General features: G+C 35.8%; 17 protein-coding genes and 2 pseudogenes. 11 read left to right on the top strand and 8 right to left on the bottom strand.

Annotation, left to right across the window (positions count from 1 at the left end; all coding sequences use genetic code 11):
- Positions 1-224 precede the first annotated feature (224 nt).
- From NKR74_RS04680 to NKR74_RS04665, 4 genes are all read right to left on the bottom strand, one after another.
- Positions 225-1,664 carry a GntP family permease gene (locus tag NKR74_RS04680; RefSeq protein ID WP_253628783.1) on the bottom strand — a complete coding sequence of 480 codons (1,440 nt, stop codon included), beginning with the start codon at positions 1,662-1,664 and terminating at the stop codon, positions 225-227.
- A 122-nt stretch (positions 1,665-1,786) separates the two neighbouring features.
- Entirely contained in the window at positions 1,787-2,578 is a 792-nt protein-coding gene (locus tag NKR74_RS04675) for an enoyl-CoA hydratase (RefSeq protein ID WP_253628782.1), read from the bottom strand.
- 58 nt (positions 2,579-2,636) lie between these two features.
- Positions 2,637-4,235: an ATP-dependent acyl-CoA ligase gene (locus NKR74_RS04670; protein WP_253628781.1), complete on the bottom strand. Its 1,599-nt coding sequence runs from the start codon at positions 4,233-4,235 to the stop codon at positions 2,637-2,639.
- 313 nt (positions 4,236-4,548) lie between these two features.
- Entirely contained in the window at positions 4,549-6,297 is a 1,749-nt protein-coding gene (locus NKR74_RS04665; protein ID WP_253628780.1) for a sigma 54-interacting transcriptional regulator, read from the bottom strand.
- Between the two features lie 564 nt (positions 6,298-6,861).
- On the opposite strand from NKR74_RS04665, the gene NKR74_RS04660 reads away from it, so the two are divergent.
- The 4 genes from NKR74_RS04660 to NKR74_RS04645 are packed head-to-tail and all read left to right on the top strand — an operon-like array spanning position 6,862 to position 8,343.
- A complete protein-coding gene (locus NKR74_RS04660) occupies positions 6,862-7,065 on the top strand; it encodes a helix-turn-helix transcriptional regulator (RefSeq protein ID WP_035432022.1) in 204 nt (67 codons plus the stop codon).
- 2 nt (positions 7,066-7,067) lie between these two features.
- Positions 7,068-7,502 carry a hypothetical protein gene (locus NKR74_RS04655; RefSeq protein ID WP_253628779.1) on the top strand — a complete coding sequence of 145 codons (435 nt, stop codon included), beginning with the start codon at positions 7,068-7,070 and terminating at the stop codon, positions 7,500-7,502.
- 27 nt (positions 7,503-7,529) lie between these two features.
- Positions 7,530-8,006 (top strand): small multi-drug export protein, encoded by a 477-nt coding sequence (locus NKR74_RS04650; RefSeq protein ID WP_253628778.1) that lies wholly within the window; start codon positions 7,530-7,532, stop codon positions 8,004-8,006.
- 4 nt (positions 8,007-8,010) lie between these two features.
- Complete coding sequence (locus tag NKR74_RS04645; RefSeq protein WP_253628777.1) at positions 8,011-8,343, top strand: hypothetical protein; 333 nt, start codon at positions 8,011-8,013, stop codon at positions 8,341-8,343.
- A 394-nt stretch (positions 8,344-8,737) separates the two neighbouring features.
- Here the strand turns inward: NKR74_RS04645 and NKR74_RS04640 are convergent, their stop codons facing one another.
- Together NKR74_RS04640 and NKR74_RS04635 are read right to left on the bottom strand one after the other, a co-directional pair.
- Positions 8,738-9,427: a polysaccharide deacetylase family protein gene (locus tag NKR74_RS04640; protein WP_253628776.1), complete on the bottom strand. Its 690-nt coding sequence runs from the start codon at positions 9,425-9,427 to the stop codon at positions 8,738-8,740.
- A gap of 202 nt (positions 9,428-9,629) precedes the next feature.
- A complete protein-coding gene (locus NKR74_RS04635; protein ID WP_253628775.1) occupies positions 9,630-10,805 on the bottom strand; it encodes an MGDG synthase family glycosyltransferase in 1,176 nt (391 codons plus the stop codon).
- Between the two features lie 616 nt (positions 10,806-11,421).
- On the opposite strand from NKR74_RS04635, the gene NKR74_RS04630 reads away from it, so the two are divergent.
- The gene (locus tag NKR74_RS04630) at positions 11,422-11,622 is read left to right on the top strand and encodes a spore coat protein (RefSeq protein ID WP_253628774.1); all 201 of its coding nucleotides are present in this window, start codon (positions 11,422-11,424) and stop codon (positions 11,620-11,622) included.
- Positions 11,623-11,635: 13 nt separating this feature from the next.
- Positions 11,636-12,088: a spore coat protein gene (locus NKR74_RS04625; RefSeq protein ID WP_253628773.1), complete on the top strand. Its 453-nt coding sequence runs from the start codon at positions 11,636-11,638 to the stop codon at positions 12,086-12,088.
- Positions 12,089-12,294: 206 nt separating this feature from the next.
- Here the strand turns inward: NKR74_RS04625 and NKR74_RS04620 are convergent.
- Positions 12,295-12,594 (bottom strand): annotated as a pseudogene (locus tag NKR74_RS04620) (ribonuclease J); the annotation flags it as partial.
- Positions 12,595-13,161: 567 nt separating this feature from the next.
- Positions 13,162-13,620: pseudogene (locus NKR74_RS04615) on the bottom strand (tyrosine-type recombinase/integrase).
- A gap of 101 nt (positions 13,621-13,721) precedes the next feature.
- On the opposite strand from NKR74_RS04615, the gene NKR74_RS04610 reads away from it, so the two are divergent.
- From NKR74_RS04610 to NKR74_RS04590, 5 genes are all read left to right on the top strand, one after another.
- Positions 13,722-13,835, top strand: a complete 114-nt coding sequence (locus NKR74_RS04610) for a YjcZ family sporulation protein (protein ID WP_090913000.1) — start codon at positions 13,722-13,724, stop codon at positions 13,833-13,835.
- 884 nt (positions 13,836-14,719) lie between these two features.
- Entirely contained in the window at positions 14,720-15,235 is a 516-nt protein-coding gene (locus NKR74_RS04605) for a DUF3231 family protein (protein ID WP_098306412.1), read from the top strand.
- Positions 15,236-15,595: 360 nt separating this feature from the next.
- A complete protein-coding gene (locus NKR74_RS04600; RefSeq protein ID WP_253628772.1) occupies positions 15,596-16,897 on the top strand; it encodes a glycosyltransferase family 2 protein in 1,302 nt (433 codons plus the stop codon).
- Between the two features lie 96 nt (positions 16,898-16,993).
- A complete protein-coding gene (locus NKR74_RS04595; protein ID WP_253628771.1) occupies positions 16,994-17,689 on the top strand; it encodes a glycosyltransferase family 2 protein in 696 nt (231 codons plus the stop codon).
- Between the two features lie 657 nt (positions 17,690-18,346).
- Positions 18,347-19,612: a Y-family DNA polymerase gene (locus tag NKR74_RS04590; protein WP_253628770.1), complete on the top strand. Its 1,266-nt coding sequence runs from the start codon at positions 18,347-18,349 to the stop codon at positions 19,610-19,612.
- Positions 19,613-20,189: the final 577 nt, after the last annotated feature.

The raw sequence follows: 20,189 nt of genomic DNA, 5'->3' as shown, positions 1-20,189 counted from the left end.
AAAAATCAGAATTCAAAGCTTTAGTCCAAACAATTTATGATGAGTTAACGAATGAAGGAAAGTTTAAAAGGCATGAGCTTGGTACAATACCAAACTCATGCCTTACAAGTTTCCTAATGAAATAGAAGTCAGTTCATATGAAACAATGGTTGTTTTTGTTTAAACTTACACATAATCTTAACTTGTTGACTATGGGTATTCATAACAGCCAGCAAATGCCCCGCCTACACAATGGAAAACACGAGATAAACTCCTATAACAACGAAAACAGCTAACGTCTTAATCAGGGTAATGCCGAAAATCTCTTTATAAGCTTCACGATGCGTTAAGCCTGTAACTGCAAGCAAAGTTATAACTGCTCCGTTATGAGGAAGAGTATCCATACCTCCTGCCGCCATTGCGATTACACGATGCAGTACCTCTAATGGAATACCGAAATTCGTTGCCGCTTCAATATATTTTCCCGCCATTAACCCTAATGTAATGCTCATTCCACCTGACCCCGAGCCCGTCAGCCCGCACAATATATTCGTCATGACCGCTCCACTGATTAAAGGATTTGAAAATGTCCCGGTCAAAAAATTTTGAATCATGACAAAGCCAGGTAAAGCTGCTATAACAGCACCAAATCCAAACTCGGCTGCAGTGTTCATGGCAGCTAGAATAGAACCGCTTACACCCACGCTTGTAATAGATTGAAAATGTTCTTTTACCGCTTGGAAGTTTAATAATACAGCGGTCAGTATACCGATAAGAAGTGCCATTTCCACTGACCAAATACCCACAACTTGCGTCATATCAATCTTTCCGTAATCCTTCAAACCTATTGAAGCAAAATCAAATCCGTTTGCATACCAAACGGGGATGAATTCTGTAAAAACTTTATTCATCACACCGACCAGTACAAGCGGAAGGAATGCTATCCAGTGACCAACTGTAATGGCATCTCCTGAAACAATCGGCGTTGGGGCAGCTTGACTAACACTAGTTGTAGCAGCCATTTCAGAAGTAGCACCATTTTTCCCGAAATAACCTTCGCCATTAGCGGCTGCTTTCTTTCTACACCTTTCCAAATACAGCATGCCGCATGTAAAGATAAATACTGCGCCGATGATTCCTAATGTTGGGGCCGCATAAATATTAGTTTTAAAGAACGTAGTCGGAATGACATTCTGGATTTGAGGAGATCCAGGAAGCGAATCCATGGAAAACGTGAATGCACTGAATGCGATTGTCGCTGGAATGAGACGTTTCGGAATATCAGCTTCGCGGAATAGCTGCGCCGCAAATGGATAAATCGCAAATACCGCCACAAATAAGCTTACACCGCTGTATGTAAGAATCGCCCCCATCAGCACGATGGAAAGAATGGCTCTTTTCGCGCCTATAAAACGAACGATGATTTTCGCGATTTTCTCTGCTATACCAGTGACTTCAACCAATTTACCAAATATCGCTCCAAGCAAAAACACTGGAAAATATAATTTTATGAATCCGACCATCTTCGTCATAAAGACATTGGAAAAGAACGGAAGAACATGCCCCGGCTCTGTCAAAAACACAGCCAATAAAGCACACAAAGGAGCGAACAGAATCACGGAGAACCCCCGATAAGCTAGAAATATAAGCAGGCCGAGCGATAATAACACAATCAATAAATCCATAACTCCAATCCCCCCTCAATAAAAATGGATTTTCTTAAATTCTTGTATATATCGTTGGATGCCTGCCCCTAACAGGCATCCGGATATGAAGCTGCTTTCTTTAGATTTGCAGTAATACTTTTTTATTTATGATGAAAAAGCGGTATCCTTTTTTCTATAAAAGCTTCCACTCCTTCTTTTACATCACTCGTTTGAAATACGTGACCAAAATTTTCGGCTTCCACTTTAAGCCCTTCCTCAAGAGAAAGGGACAGTCCCTTATTGATAGATTGCTTCATCAAAGATAAAGCTGGAAGGGAAAAACGAGCCATCTTCGCAGCCAGCTCCTTCGCCTTATTCAGCGCTTCACCGCGGGGAACAACATGATTCACTAGACCGGCTTGCAAAGCTTCTTCAGCAGTGAACGGTTCGCCGGTGAACATAATCTCTTTTGCCCTTGCTGCTCCTATTAAACGAGGCAAACGCTGCGTTCCTCCCGCTCCTGGAAACAAGCCCAGCTTAACTTCCGGAAGCCCGATTCGGGCATGTTCTTCCATAATCCGTAAATCACAGGATAAAGCCAACTCACACCCGCCTCCAAGCGCTAATCCGTTAACAGCAGCGATTACAGGCTTTGGCAGTCTTTCCATTTTATTTAACGGGTTCTGAAGCCATAATGATTTTCCCTCGGCATATTCACTTCCTTTTCCAATCCATTCTGGAAATGACTTAATATCCCCTCCGGCAACGAAGGCTTTTTCTCCAGCGCCAGTTATCAGTACAACAATCACTTCATCATCCCGTTCAATTTCATCAACCGCTGCCGTCAGTTGTTCGATCACGGCATAGCTCAATACATTAACAGGAGGATTATCAATCATAATGGTCGCAATCCCTTTTTCTTTGGACCATGAAACAACCCGCTTATTTTCCAACGCGATCCCTTCTTTCCAACATGTAATAGGACGAATATTTTCTATAAAACAATCATTTTTAGCTCGTTCTTGTGATTACATATCCGGCCTGCTCGCGATCCCAAGCAGTACCGATTCCTTCCTCCTTCAGCTTGAACTTCTGAATCCGTTCCGTCGCGGTTTTCGGGAAAGATTCACTGAACTGAACATATCGCGGCACCATAAAATAAGCCATGCGTTCTTGACACCAATCTATAATCTCTTCATGAGACATCATTTCTCCTTGCTTCAAAATCACATATAATTTGACATCCTCTTCCCCTACTTCCGACGGAACGCCGATAGCTGCTGATTCAAGAACCTTCGGATGATTGTTCACGACCTTTTCAATTTCCCAAGAAGAGATGTTTTCTCCGCGCCTCCGGATACATTGTTTGATCCTATCGCAAAAGTATAAGTAACCTTCCTCATCCCGATAACCGCGATCTCCTGTATGGAACCATCCTCCTTCCAACGCCTCCTCCGTTTTATCCGGCATTTTATAGTAGCCTTCCATGACTGCCTGTGAGGAACGGATGATAATCTCCCCGATTTCACCAATCGGCACTTCGTCTCCCTCCTCGTTGACGACTCTCGTCTCTACGTAGGAATACGGTTTTCCGATAGAAGGTGGCTTATTGGCGTTCAATGGATTCGTTACACAAAAACCGGTCGTCTCCGTTAATCCGTAGCCTTCAACGATCCGAACGCCGAATCTCTCCTCAAACGGCTTCCAAAATTCTTTAGGCGTAGCGGCACATGCCGTCACCCTTGCAGGATTTTCATGATCGTTCTCCTTTTCCGGCTGCTTGCAGAGAATCGGAATCATGGATCCTAAAGAATTGAAAATCGTCGCACCATGGTAGCGGATTTCATCCCAAAAACGAGAAGCGCTAAAACGCTTGCCAAGAGCGACCGTCGCATTGGCATGAATAGCACCGAGGACTGTATGAGCTTGGGCATTAATATGGAATAACGGCAGCGCTGTAAATAAAATATCTTTTGAATTCGCGCCAACCATATGATCGGCGAATGACTGTGCGGAATTTACATAAGCAGAATGACTTAACATGACCCCTTTAGGCAATCCAGTCGTTCCAGAGGTGTAAAGGATACTGTTGATAGAAGAGGAGGAAACAGCTTCATTTGGAAAATGGTGATAATTTGTATTCAATACATCTTTCAATCCGATTACCGGTCGTTCTTCACCATTCCCCATCATGATGACGCTTTCATTATTGCCATAGACGACAACTTGAATTTCCCTTTGTATAAATGGCAAACAAGAAGCAATTTGCGAAACAAAGTCCTGATCAACGATAATCAACTTACAATCGGAATGGGATAAAATATACTGCAGGCCGTCTCCTTTTAAATGCACATTAAGAGGCACCGCGATTGCTCCCATAAAAGATAAAGAAAACCACACATCCAGATATTCAGGAGCGTTATGTAGCATAATACAAACCTTGTCACCTTTTTGGATACCCAGCTCACGAAATCCCGCTGCGGCCCTTGTGATCCGATGATAGAGCTCTTCATAGGTGACCCTTTGTTCTCCGAATTGCAAATACACCTTATTTGGTGTCTTTTCGATACTTTGCATAATAAAATGCGGCAGGCTATAATTCTCCATCATTGGCTTCTATTCCCCTTTCTACTAAAATCCTTTTTATCCCCAAAATTACGAGGCTTTTATTTTTATATAGCAAGAGGTATGCCAAAACTCTAATCATTCCTAATTCCCTTATTCTTTCAAGGACATGCCGCCAAAATCATTATATGTACACGTGCGCGTGTCGCATTTATGCTACAAATGATAACGATGACTCTTTTATAAACGTCGCATATGTAAGACACCGTCGCAAAAATGCAACAGGGAATATTGCTGCACACTTTATCGACATCTTCAGTCCAAACAAAAAAAGGGCCTGCTTGCCCTTTACATCCCATCATTGTATTCCGTATCTTTCGATTTTCCGGTATAAACTAGCCCGATGAATTCCTAAAAGCTCGGCTGCCTCTTTTCTGTTTCCAGATGTTTTTTCCAAAGCTCTCGCAATCACCCGTTTTTCAGCCAATTCCACTTCCATTTGCAGCAAATAATTCATCTCAATCTCATCTTGATCCACCGCAAACATTTCATGATACAACTCCTCTTGCAAACCCTTTTTCCGCAAGTAAACAGGAAGGTGATGCACTTGAATAATCGTTCCTTCCACAACATTCATCGATCGTTCGAGTACATTTTCCAGCTCCCTAATATTCCCTGGCCAATCATGCTCCATGAATATGTCTCTCACTCTCTCATCCAATGAAAGAACGCTGCTTCCAAGCTCCTCATTCAATTTCTGAATTAAAAATTTCGTTATATGTATAATGTCTCCCTTTCTTTCTCTTAACGGAGGAATATCAATCGCAAAAACATACAACCGGTAATATAGATCCTCTCTGAATTTCCCGTTTTGAACCATTTCAAAGAGATTTCGATGTGTCGCCGCAATAAAACGGACATCAATCTTGCGAATGTTCGTGCCACCGATTCTTTCAATCTCTTTCTCTTGAAGAACGCGAAGCAATTTCACCTGCATGTCCAACGGCATATCGCCGATTTCATCCAAAAACAACGTTCCATTATGGGCCAGCTCAATCTTCCCAGGATTTCCACCTTTTTTCGCTCCTGTAAAAGCGCCCTCTTCGTACCCGAACAGTTCAGCCTCCAAAAGATCCCTCGGAATCGCGGCACAGTTCAAACGAATAAATGAACCTGCAGCACGCGGACTAGCATTATGAACCGCATGGGCAAAGAGCTCTTTCCCTGTTCCACTCTCGCCTCTTATCAAAATGGTAGACCGGCTTTTTGAAACCTTTAAGGCCATATCCTTCACTTCATTCATTTTTTCGCTCTCTCCTATAATGCTTTGAAATGAAAGCTTCCCCCGTTGCAGCCGTTTTAATTCAGACTCATAATATGACAGCTTCGATTCCATCGTACTGATCTGATCCGCCAAAGCCTTAAACTGCTGTATATCATGAAACATAATTTTGCCTATGGCACCAATAATTTTACCTTCCTTGGCAATAGGTATACGAATTGCAATAATATTCCGATTATTTATACGCTGAATGTGCCCAATCTCCGCATTCCCCGTTTTCACGATAATATGCATCCTCGTATTCTCAACAACCTCCGTACAATGCTTCCCAATCGCATCCTTTGGGTCATCGATTCCTAAAAATTGCGCATAAGAACCACTTAAGAAATTGATGATTCCTTGCCCATCCACCCCTAGAATACATTCAGACAGCAAATTCAAGGCATTTTCATACTGACTGATGATCGTTTCCAAAGACTGTACGCTCTTTTCCTTGCTTTGCTTGTTTTCCAGTATTACAATCGATCCTTGTCTTTTCCCATCCTGATATACAGGGGATTCGTTCACGATAAACACTTGATTGCCGCTCTTATACTCATACTTGTACAGATTATCATTTCGATTGACTAATAGCTTTTTACTGTTGGGAATGATTGTTGATATGTGCTTGCCCGCGATTTCGTTTTCTGATTTGTTTAACATACTACAGAATGATTGATTGCTGAATGTGATGGTTCCGTCATAATTTGTGACGGCTATTCCGTTATTCATTAACTGAATAACATGGCCGGTTAACCGCAGATTTACCCCTTCATCAATATGCATTTGAAAACCTCCCCTATCAAATAGCACTCTTTCTCCTATGTAATATATATCCATTTTACAACACCTTGTGAAATACTTGGAACTCCTAAAATTATTTAACAGTTCATTTAGTTGATTAATCGGCTTTATATTGATTTTTTTAGGGTTAAATTAAAATTAACAATTTTATCAAAGGTTGTCTTATTTCTCTTCAAAAATGGAAAATAATCTACAGAAATACGAGATCGAGCCTGGGCGTGGATTCGGTCTCTTTTCCATGCCCGTGATTGCCAAAACACAAGTTTCGTAAGGGTTTAGTAGCCTTTCAATTCCTTTCCAGCTGGGTTTCTTACGGTATAGAATCTAAAGGTTTTCGGTAGCTTTTCCTGTGTTTTTTCTAACAGTTTCGTTTCGGAAGTAGCTGAAAAAAACGATTGGTATTCATTCGGTTCTTTACCAAAATATAGATGGTGTTATTTATACTTTATTTAGCAATTATTAATTGCAAAATGCAAATGATTATTTACATTTTGTAATCAATCTTTTACAATGATGGTGATAGAAAATAAAGGAAGGAAAATCAAAATGCTGGAAAATAGGGTGAGAGAATTACGGGCACGATTTAAATGGACTCAGCAGGACTTAGCTGATGCAATTGGAGTGACAAGGCAGACAATCGGATTAATAGAGAAAGGTGATTATTCTCCATCTGTCACTATGGCGTTAAAAATAGCTGCTGCGTTTCAAGTTACCGTAGAAGATGTTTTTTATTTAAAGGGAAAGGAATGATTATGATGAAACAGGTTTTAAGATCTCCGCTTATGGGGGCCAGTATATTTGTGTTGATTATTGCGTTTTTACTATTTTCTCTTATGAATACACAGGTCATTTTAGCTAGATTATGTTTTGGAATTTTAGTTACGGTTACTTTTTTATGGGTCATTCTTACAAAGTTTTATAACAGGAAAAATCATGATGATAAGATTAGATTATTTGGCTTTATACCATCCGAATTTCGTGAAATAGATGAAGGGCAGCAGTGGGTAACCTATAAGGCTTGCCGAAATGTGTATATTTACTATAGTATTGCACTTCCAGTAACGGCAGGGATTTGCTTCCTCTTTTCTCAACATAATTTTGTTCCATTACTGTGCATTGGTGTACTAGGTGCGGGTCAATACATTGTCTATTGGTTAACTACTATTCTTATTTTAAATCGTATTTAATCTAAAGAAAAAAGGGGATGGAACGATATGCTGGAGTGGGCTCAAAATGCAGGTGCATTATGGCAATATGTAGTGTTATTTCTATTAGCTTTTGCCCCATGGATGGATGTATCAATCGTTGTACCACTTGGTATCGCATGGGGGTTACAACCATTTGCAGTAGGAATAACAGCATTTGTAGGAAATCTTATTTTAGTTCTAATACTAGGCTTTTTCTTTAAACAGTATGCCAAATGGCAAGCAGCAAGAAGGTTAAAAAAAGGTATAACAACACCTTCTAAAAAAGAAACTCGATCAAGAAGAATATGGGAACGATATGGTATTCCAGGTTTGGCCTTGATCGCTCCAATTCTTGTAGGGACTGATATTGCGGCCGTATTAGCTTTAACATTTGGGTCTAACCGGACACACGTTATAAGTTGGATGACAGTTAGTCTAGCAGTTTGGACGGTTATCTTTGCAGTTGCTTCGATATTTGGATTTAGCTTTTTAAATATTATTTAGGAGAATGAGAAATAACAATCAATTAGTTCTATTCGATTGGGAACGTATAGGATATGGTTCTCCTACTATTGATCTGGCTATAATAATCCCTGGATTAGGAACTACAGATAAATTACTAGAAGCCAGCATTGCTAATACATACCTCAAATTTTGGAAGGCTACCTCAATACCTTTTCCATACTCGATCTCAGAATTAACACAACAAATTACAGTAGCTAAGATATGGAGTGTATTAGATTTCATAGTTAACAATGCGGAGACATTAGAAAAAGAAACATTAGAGATTATACTAAAACAGCTAAGTAATAAATTAGAATACGAATATGCAACTTTATAAAAGATACAACAACTTTCGATAATGAAAAGGAAACAAAAGGTGCTTTCTAGACGTGAAAACCCCTTTTCAGTCTACAACTTTAACAGTCTAATACTTTTTTCTATGGTCTAAAACATTTTTTTAATAAGACATTTTGATTAGATTTATTGTCCCTACACATCATCCAACAATCCAAATCCCCTTTAGGTTTCATAATCTAAAGGGGATTTGGATTGTTCTAGTGCGAAGATCCTATTAAACTTGGATATAGTGATATTCAGCTCTCCCGCCGCTTGAGCTACACTTTTTCATTCCTGCAAGATTGTCTTTTAAAATCTTCATCATACCTTCTCACGTAGACGCCTCATGTTTAATTTTTCTCATTAATAATCCGTGTCTATTATTTGGTCTACTATCACAATTCATCAATTCTTACACAAGACATACCGCGGCTAGATAGTTCTTTAAAGACATCTTTTAATGCATGAATGGTATTCATAGGAGCATGTTCATCCGCTCCAAAGGTTTTTCCACAATCATGCAAGAGGATAACATCCCCATTTTTTATATCCCGTAATAGTCTTTTTTTAACTTTTTCACTGCCGCCTTTACTGCGCCAATCCTCTGCCATTACCGACCATAGGATGATTTTATACTTTTTCATTAGAAAAAAATCGAATAAGTTCAATAATCCCCATGGCGGACGATAATAGATGGGACGTTTCCCAGTAATATTTTCAATGATGGAAGCACTCTTCCTTACATGCCGCCTTATCGTCCAAGGGGCCATAATCCAGTTGGACTTGTGCACGTAATTATGCATTCCTATTAAATGCCCCTCTGCTTGCATTCTTTCAATTAACTCAGGGTATTGTTCCGCTTTGGAACCAACGACAAAAAATGTCGCTTTCATATTATTTATTTTTAACAAGTCCAATAGCTGCGGAGTATAAATAGGATTGGGACCGTCATCAAAAGTAAAAGCAATTTTTGCAGAAGAATCTTTCCTTTTTAATACCCCGATACCAAAACCGGTAGTAAGAATATATGGAACAAGCCAGTATAATGCTAGTAAGAACAATACCAGTAAAATAACCTTAACCATCTCCTACACTACCCCCTTTCTATCATTTCTGTTCTTGTAGTGTTTCATTTTAGAAGTGCTTGATGTATGAAGAAAATACAAATATATTCCTGTAAGAAGTAAGAAGACAAATAAACTTCCAATAGATAAAGAGCGAGCTACTGGTTTCTTGAACTTGTATGACGCAAACATTAAAATTCCCATGTTTTACTTTATTAACTAATCATGAACCAAACGAATACATTAGGTCATGTCCATTGTTATTGTTTTCTTTTGTATTCATAATTACTTCTACTGATGCGAACGCAGATTCTTTAGGATGAAATTGTTTCGAATTCTCCCTCATCTGTTGAAGTAGTTCTACATTGCTCAGTAATTTGGATAAATGATCCGTTAAATCCCGATCCGTTTTTGCTTGAATCGCCACGCCTGAACGAACTAAAAATGTAGCGTTATCCTGTTCTTGACCAGGAATAGGTTTATAAAGAAGTATAGGCAATTCCATGGCAATCGCCTCAAAAGTAGTGACCCCTCCTGGTTTTGTAATCATTAGATCGGAAATAGCCATTAACTCATGAACGTAATTGATATAACCAGTGAGATGGATGTGATGTTTGGAATCCTTTAACTTTTCCTTTAATTGCATACGGAGTTTTTCATTATGTCCACAAACAATGATGAATTGAATAGGCTGCGATAACGCATCAAACTCCTGAAAGGTGGAACTTCCATCACCAATCATGCCATAACCGCCCCCCATTACTAACACTGTAGGAATATGAGGATCTAAACTATATTTCTCGAAAATTTTCTCTCGTTCAAAGGACTGAGAAAATTGCTGACGAATGGGAATCCCTGTATGAGCAATCCGATTCTCTTTAACGCCTAAGTTAATCAAAGAATCGCGGACAATACTTGAGCCGACGATATATTGATCCGTAAAAGGATAAATCCAGCAACTATGATCTGTATGATCAGTAATAGTGGTTACAGTAGGAATATCGGTTAAACCATAGGATTTCAACCTTGACATCACAGCTGCTGCCAAAGGAAACGTACTGACTACAACGGTCGGCTGCACTTCTTCAATCAATTTTAGCAATCGTCCGAAACCTGTAGAGAAAATCGTCTTTATCAAATTGGATAAAGTGTTCACTCTCCGTGTTTTTTGATAAATATACCCATACACCTGAGGGAATTTTTTTACTCCTTCAAGGAAAAGAAAACGGCTTACATGATTAGAATAGGGATGGACCCATTTCATAAAATCGAAAATCACCGGTTCTAATGCCGGAAATCGAATTTGTATCGCTTCATGTAGAGCTTGAGCTACTTGAATATGACCATCCCCATAATTTCCGGTAAGGATTAAAATTTTTTTCTTATTTACTACCTCCATTGATCTCTGCTCCTTTAAAGTGTTAATGTGACTTTTATCTACGGGTTTCGAGTACCCCACATTATCCAGTGGTTCATCTCAACACTAATGGCTAAACTGAAAAAGATTTCTTGGCAACATGTTTTACTGTACGGTTCGGTAATTACAACCACTTATACACAAGCTCTACAATTTTAAATAAACATTCAGCCAATACAATGACGGTTATAGCATCCATAATGACATGTTGTTTTATAAATAAAAACCATCTAATCTAACAACTAGATGGCTTTTTCTATACATAATATTCTTATGTTATTTTTAATGGTATCGTTCTTTCTTCACATTCTTTTTTAGTATCTTGCTTGTCGCATTTTTAGGCAGAGAATCTACTGATAGTAAGTAAAAAATGTAAAGGTTCATTCTTAAACTTTTAGAAATTTAAAAACAAAGATAACAACAGAAGTAAACTTGTTCGGCTATTAAGACCAATGTAATCTATTATTTACTAAAAAATATTGTGAAAAAAATTTTTTAAAATGATACTTGTCCAAACCATATCTACTCTATTTCATATAATGATTGTAGTTAGATGATACTAACTAATAATTTAAACCCAATTTGGAGGGATATTGGAATGGATGATTTAAAAAAAATGATTTCTTCAACACTTAATGAAAAACAAAATAATGAAATACTCAATATAGTACTTTCAGATGTTTTAAATAGAAATGATATAACAGATTCATTTCTAAAAAATTTACCCTCAGAGAAAAAAGCACAAATTAAAAAAGTCTTTTCTGAATTACAAAATCAAATTAATAACATTTTAGACTAAAAGGAGAGAGTTTATGTCTGGAGTTTGGTATCCAAATCAAGATAAAAAATGGAGTGCATTAGATTCTTCAAAACCTCATCCATCCTTCAACGATCCAACAATTTCAGAAGAAGCTAAGCAAAAAAATAAAATGTATCAATTGTCTGAAGAATATATTGCGATTGTTGACTCTGCTGACGTTCAAGTTACTACCACAGATACAAAAGTAGCACTATCGATTCAAGCAGCATTACAAGCAGCAATTACTGCTATTATAAGTATATCTATTGCAGATAGTGAAAAAGCTGATAGAATAGCACAAGAACTTTTTCAAAAATCAGCTATTACACAAATCAATAGACAACGTACTATTATTAGAAATTCTCGAAACGTTTCAGTAACTACTACAGATACTGATATAGCAGTAAATATTCAAATCCTTCTTCAAATTTTAGTAGCTTTATTAGTTAAACTAAATATTTTATAAAGATAATTTAACTTTCCTAGCAAGGTTGTGAATAAAACACTTCCCCAATCCCCCTCCTATTGGGTTTTTTTTTAGAGCGAATATATTATTAACATCATAATAGGAATTTATAACAGTATCCTTATTAAACTAAATGGATAGAGTTTAATAAGGATACTATTAATTCAAATTTAAATAAATGCCTACTTAGGGGGAAAATAGGCATTTTAAACTTCAATTATAATAGGAAGAATCATTGGCTTTCTTTTTGTATGTTCGTATAAAAATTGTTCAGGTGTTTCTTTTATTTCTTTTTTAAGAACATTCCACTGGTTAATATTAGTTTTTAGTAAATTATTAATGATTGTTACAGCTAATTGATTAATTTTCTTCAAAAAATCTTCCGAATCACGTACGTATACAAATCCACGAGAAATTATATCTGGATCAGAAATCATTTTTCTATCTGTTTTACTAAGAGTTATGACTATAACAAGCATACCATCCTCTGAAATCTGTTTACGGTCACTCTTATTAGTTCTCCAGGATCAATTTTCGACATAACATAAAGCCAATAAGTTTCACCTTGATACTTAGTAATTTCAAAGTCATTATGATGTGAAACTTCAATAATAGCCGTCTTCCCATCATTCCCTCTTCCAACTAAAAAAATAGTTTGATGAGTTTCCTGTGTAGCAATTTCCTTTAACAATCTACTTATTTCTAATACAATATCATCGATTGTAGTACATTCTTTCAAAAAAGCGGTAAATCTTTGGTCCTAATATCCGAGACATTGAAACATCTCTGCTGAACCCTAGTAAGATATTCCTATCTTCCATCGCATTAACAATCATTACAGTACACACCGTTCTTAATTTCATATCTTTTTTAGCTATTCTAGGCCACCTTTTCTTATAGTTTTTGATATTTAAGATTAATAATCATAAAAAATGAATTCACTATAAATCAGATTGTGTTGAATTCACCTGTACCGATTCATCCTAGAAATAATAAGCTTTTCAATACTTTATAAAAATGAATTTGACACTTTTCTTTTATAGCTAATTCAAAAATACATAAAAAATAAAACATTAGATTTTAAATTTCTTTTGATAGTCATTCAATGTATCTTGTTCAATACCTATATAACTTAATGCCTCTTTTTGGTCCGTATGATTCAGCATTGTTTGTAAAACAACTACATCTTTAAATTGCTTGTAGTGATGATATCCATATGTCTTTCTAAGTGAATGAGTACCAATCCGTTCTAATCCAAACTCTTTTGCTGCTTGAGTTAATATTACGTATGCCATCGATCTAGTAATTGGTTTGTTCTTTCCAAATCCCCCTCTAAAACGGTTAAACTTTTTTCAAATTATCACAACTGTTTTATAAATGGTACAACTTTCTTTTAAATCCACATATGAAATACGTAACCCTGTATTAATGCCAAGAAGGAACAGAATATAGTTTCGTTCATTCTGTTCCTTGAAAAATTCTTTTATTTCTTGAATTGCTTCTTTATCGTGGATTGGTTGAACAATGTTCATGCACTCTTTAATTCCACGTCACATAGTGTAATGTAAATCCGCTGGAATATCCATAACGATGCCCTCATAGTTTGTTTCCTCACCAAAAGGAGGAATAGGTCATGGGTTTTGCTGGTTGTGGTGGCTTTGGCGGCGGATTCGCCTTACTGATTGTGTTATTTATCTTATTAATCATAATCGGTTGTAGTTGTTTTGGAGGTGGATTTGGCTGCTGATGCTAAGAGAAGGCACTCAATTTGAGTGTCTTTTCTTATTGAATTGATACTTCCATCCGCATACTTTTCCACAACCTGCACATTAATCTCTTCGTACTTTTTATATAAAATTTAAATTTACGAGATAACCAATCTAACGAATATAGATATGATAAAAGTGCATTAACTTTTTTAACTTGTTCTTCCTTAGAAGATCTTCTTGCTTCTAACGCTCGTTTTTTAAATTCCTCTTCTGTTGGCACCATTCTTGATTTTGGATTATGCAGACCTGACTATTTAATAAGCTTTCTTTGCCTATTTTCCTCTGTATCAATATTAAATAACTCAAAGCAAGCATTGTTTGTATAAGAAAAGTCATTTATTACAACCCACCACATATTATTGATGTTATGATAAACCGTACCTCTCATTAATCTTCCTTTACGGTCACCATTTTGGACAACAACTCTTGTAAATCATCAATTATATATTCATCTATATATCCTTCTTCAAATTTAAGAACCTTTTGACACCAAATCCATCCGTTAAGTTCTTTGAAACCAACTAGACGTTCGCCTATTATTAAGTTTTGGATGTTTTGGAATGCTGCTCTTATATTATTATTTATCTTATTCAAAGAATTCTTTGAAATTATTTTTAGATTTAGGTATTTGTATTTTTCTATCGATGACAATGGATTATGTTACTTAAAATACATGTGTTATTTATAAGAATAAAATTTTTGTAACAGTATACACTACAAGATGTAATTACTATGTTTTGGTAAGGTGTTCCATATGAGTTATAAGAACTTATTTTCTCTAATCCTGAACATGGTTAGGAAAATTTTTTCTATACTAAGCATTGTTGTTAAGCGTTTAATTTCTTTAAGGAGGAATATTTTAATGGGTGTTTTAAGTGGAAATCCACAACATGAACCAATGCATTACGGAGAAGTCTTTGGAATTTGGAGTTATCTTGCAGCGGCACAAGGTGCAATTGCTGGTTATCAAGTTCTCATTAACCATACAGGAGATGAGGACTTAAAGAAGTTTTTGGAAAACCTTGTAGAGAATGATATCCAATCAGAAGTTGAAGAATTAAAAAATTTATTAAAATTAAATGGTGTTGCACTGCCACCAGCACCTCCAGAAAGACCAGTTGCATCTATTGAGTCGATCCCCCCTGGCGCTCGTATTAATGATGCAGAAATTGCTGCTAAAGTTTCTATGGACCTTGCTGCTGGTTTAGTAGCATGTAGCCAAGCTATGGGACAATCTCTTCGAGAAGATGTAGGAATGATGTTTGGTCAATTCCATATGAAAAAAGCACAAGCTGGAGCTATATTGCTTCGTATGAATAAGAAAAAAGGTTGGATTATTCCACCTCCATTACATGTTCAACAATCAGAACAAGCATAGTATTTAATAGTAATCCAATTTCTTTTTGTTATGATTGTTTTTAACCTGGATAAGATTATAAACATTTTAGAATTGCGTAAAAAAAGATGGTGTCCAGCCATCTTTTTTGTATGCGTTAGAAAAGAAATATAAAAGAATATATGTGATTGCTTACTGTATTAAATGGTATGTATTCGAAATAAAATTTAATTATTCTTCACTACCAATGTGAATTGGTGAAAGTGAACTAATCTTTAAAAGTTTACTTTCATTCGAAAGGTTTTAGATTATAAAAAAAACGCTTTTACCTAAGTGATTGTCCAATCTTTTCCCCCTTTTTTGCATTAACTAATAGTAGTGTGAAAAGGAGTGGGAATAAAGATGGAAAACAAAGGATTTGAAACTAAATCCCCTAATCTTATGGATGAAAAAAAGTCGGATACTTCTAGTCAAAATAAAAAGAAACTAATTAAAGATCATGATATAGAAGTTAGTATTATTATTCCTTCTTATAATAAATATCCGCTAAATTTATTAACTTTATATTCTTTAGATAAACAAACATTCGACCTTTCAAAAATGGAAGTCCTCTTTATCGACGATGCTTCAACTGATCAAACTTTACAGATATTACAAAATCATCAATTTTCTTATCATTTTAGGTATTTTAAATGTAAACGAAATCTCGGTAGAGCGAAGGTTCGAAATATTGGTATTAAATATTCAAGAGGGGATATTCTTATATTTTTAGATGCAGAAATGATTACAGAGCCTGAATTTGTTCAAAATCATTTTAAGTATCATCAATTAATGGATAACTTGGTTTTATCAGGAGGTATGTATTATAACGCAGTATATTCTTGTATATTCCCGGAATTTGATCGCGAACAAATAAAAGAAATATACACCAAGACAAAAAATAACCAAGTGCTCTACGACCGAATTGAAAACTATAAACATTCCAACATTAACGCTTCATATCCGTTATTAGAAAGAAAAGACATTGATACAAAGCTTTATAGAGAATTAAAAGTTAAGACCCCTTCAGTACAGTGGTATAATACAATACTAGATAATTTTGATGCGCAATTAAATGGATTTCATTTTCCATGGATGGCCTTTTTAACTGGAAATGTTTCCTTACGTAAAAAGTTAATTGAACAAGTGGGAAAATTTGATGAAGATTTTATAAATTATGGTTATGAAGACTGGGAGTTAGGATATCGCTTATATAAGGCTGGAGCTAAATATTTAGTTAGCAAGACTGTTACAGCTTATCATCAAGAGCATCCTGTTGGAGAGAATAGATGGCAAGAAGCGATGAGGAATTACCACTTATTCACGCTAAAACATCCTGAAATAGACATCCTTATCCTTGGCTTAGAGCTTGCTCGAATTACAGATTTATTAATGATGAACAAAGTATTAGGCGAGTATAAGTTACTCGTTCAAAATCATCCAAATGAGTCACTATCTTTTCAAAAAAAGTTCATTGAGATTCTAAAAACTATTGTACTGTTGTTAAAGATTGATATTCGACATATAAACATATTAAACGCAGTAGGTTTTGACTTAGATCAAAGAGATGAGCTTTTATCTGATGTTAATAAAATTAAAAACTTAAAAGAGTATAACAATTTGATTTATATTGTAGAAAAAATTATTGGACCAAAATTAAAATAGAGAGGGTTCCTAAAATAATTGCAGAATTTTAAATCTTTATATTTTATTATCCTTTCTTTGACTAAGTTATATATTATGTTAGGAGTGGAAAAATAAATGGTTTCAATCATTACTTGTACAATAAGAGAGGAGTATATAGAGAACGTTTTTAGAAACTATGAACAGCAAATATGGAAAGATAAAGAATTAATTATTATTTTAAATAAGGATACTATGAATTTAAGTAAATGGAAAAAGAAAGCTAAAGATTATCATAATGTCAGTGTATTTCAGCTGCATGAACAGGCAACTTTAGGTGATTGTTTAAATTTCGGAGTGGAGAAATCTAAGTATGATTATATAGCTAAATTTGATGATGATGATTACTACGGCCCATACTACCTAGCTCATGCGATGCCCGAATTTAATAATAAAGATATTGCTATTTTAGGTAAAAGCTCTTATTATGTTTATTTTAAGAATAAACAAGCTTTGATGTTGGTATCAAATACAGAAAAAGCCTTTACTGATTCTGTAGCAGGAGCTACACTAATCTTTAAAAAAGACGTATTCAAAAAAGTTCAATTTGAAAAAGTAAATAGAGCTGAAGATTATTTTTTTATAGACACCTGTAAAAAGAATGGTTTTAAAATCTATTCTACTGATAGACATAATTTTGCTGTTATACGTCATGACACCAATAACCACACATGGAAAGTATCTGATGAAGACTTTATGCAGTGGGGTGAAATTATCACTTATACAGATGATTTCCAATCATTTGTTGAACGTTCTAAATTTCCATATAAGTAATCTTTAGGGATAGTGGCATGTTTCCTGTTATAGACCTGAAAATAAAAACATAGAGATTTTTTCATCTCTATGTTTTTATTTTGGCTCTGTTAAACGATTAGGTACTTTATCTAGACATGAAATTAAATGAAATTCCAATAAGGCGAAACTTCTATTAAAAAGAACATAGGTTCATTTATGATAAATGAACCTATGTTCTTTTTTGCTGAAGGTGTTAATTTGTATATTTATTCTATATGTCCAAATTAATTAGAACACTATTAACTGAGATTTTACGTTCAGAGATAAATTAGTTAAATAAATTAAAATCAACAACAAAAAAAGAAACCGCCATTGCAGACGGCTTTATTTTTCGCTTATACGTTTACTTTCTCTAACTCCATTGCCATGTCATTTAATACGTTTTCTTTCAAAAAAAGAAATGCTGCTTGCTCTTCTTTCGTCATACCACGAAAATCATGTATTCCATCTAGTAATAACCAACTCGCATTACCTATGATATTCCAAATGTAAATATAGTATAAATTTCCCATTAACAATGATTAAATTTAATTTTTATATATTGTCAAATGGAAAATAAACGAAATTACTCCTTCTAAAAGAACATAAGTTCGTATATAATAAGAACAAACGTTCTTTTCATTAGGAGTGATTGCTTTGTATGACTATTCTCTTTTACCAAAACGGAACATCTTATGTGTAGATTTACGAAGTTTTTACGCTAGCGTTTCCTGCATCAAAATGGGTCTCGATCCCTTGCGCACAAAACTAGCTGTTGTTGGCGATGTGAATCGGCAAGGATCGATTGTGTTAGCTGCCACCCCTCCTTTAAAAGAACTAGGAGTTAAAAAGATGAGCAGGTTATATGAAATCCCAAGGCGTCACGACATACTCATAGTAAATCCCACTATGGAAATATATATTAGGTGTTCAAATTACATAACGACATTAGCTCTACAATACGTTGCTTTTGAAGATTTTCACCAGTATTCCATTGATGAATTCTTTATGGACATTACAGCAAGTTTACATCTGTTCGCACAAAATCCATACGAATTTGCTATGAAGTTCAAAAGAGAAATATATCATAAGACACGTATTGATAGCACAATTGGAATTGGTCCTAATTTATTAATGAGTAAAGTTGCCCTTGATGTGGAAGCGAAAAAGAACGCTGACGGGATCGCATATTGGAGTTATGAAGATGTGCCGAACAAACTATGGCCAATTCGTCCACTCAGCAAATTTTGGGGAATATCGAGTAAAACCGAAGCAAAGTTAAATCGAAAAGGTATCCATACAATCGGTGATCTGGCCCATTATCCTATCAAGTACCTAAAGGAATCATTCGGCATCATCGGAGAAGAACTTCATTTACATAGTAATGGTATTGATTTTAGTCTCATTTCTGAAAAGTATATACCGAATGAGACTTCAATCGGTAAAAGTCAAATACTCATGCGAGATTATAAAATAGATGAAGTTCAGCCAGTTCTCTTAGAACATACCGAAGAAGTTTGTTATAGATTGAGGAGAAAAAGAAAATTAGCAAGGACTATACAATTTTCCATTAGCTATAGCAAAGACTATCCAGGCGGATTCAAAAAAACTTGTACATTAGAACGACCTACAAATTTAACTTTAGATATATACCGTGTTTGTTTCATGTTTTTAAAGCAACTCCATACAGGGGAACCGATTCGTACAATAAGCATTGCACTAACGAATTTAGTGAACGAGGGTGAGGAACAAATTAGCCTTTTTGATGACATACGAATGAGAGAAAGAGAAATTATACTAGCCAGAACGATGGATGAAATACGAACACGATTCGGTAAGAATAGCATTTTACGAGGTGTGTCTTATACTCCTGCCGCAACAGGAAGATACAGAAATACACTTATTGGAGGACACAAAGCATGAGTGCGAGACGTTATCGACTAAGCAAAAACGTTGGTATTACAACGCTTTTAGCGACAAACGATGACTGTTCTTTAAAGAAATAAGCCAAGGCTACAAGAACAGGATAACTGTTCAGACAAGTGAGAGGAATGAAGGAGTAACGACCCGAAACTCTCCCAGTGAGATTCCCGACAGCATACGCTAGGCATAGCGTGATGTTGGAAGCAGGGTAAAACATGCAATCATTATCCGAAGTACCCCATAGGGCAACCGAAAGCCATTCGGAATAATAAACCAAATGGAACTGATAAAGTATTGTATGCTGTCAACCGACATGGTGAGAATGTGTAAACACTGACGAACTTGCGAATGTACGCCTCGATATTGTGACGGGTCAGAAATGATTCGGAGTCTGAAAATAAGACTTGTCTAACGGATTGAAATAATTCATGATGTAACAATCCTAACGTTGTTATAGGCAACGGAGCTAGGCACGTGGCATAGCAAGCACCTAAATCGGAGGTCTTATGACCTTTAAAACAATGATAGTCTGAACGGAACGTCGAAAGCTACTAACGTTGAGAGCAATCTCTATCGG

The organism is Bacillus sp. 3103sda1 (assembly GCF_024159135.1).
GTDB lineage: Bacteria > Bacillota > Bacilli > Bacillales > Bacillaceae_G > Bacillus_A > Bacillus_A rhizoplanae.
Note: the sequence above shows the minus strand (reverse complement) of the source record. Positions and strands in the feature narration are given on the sequence as shown.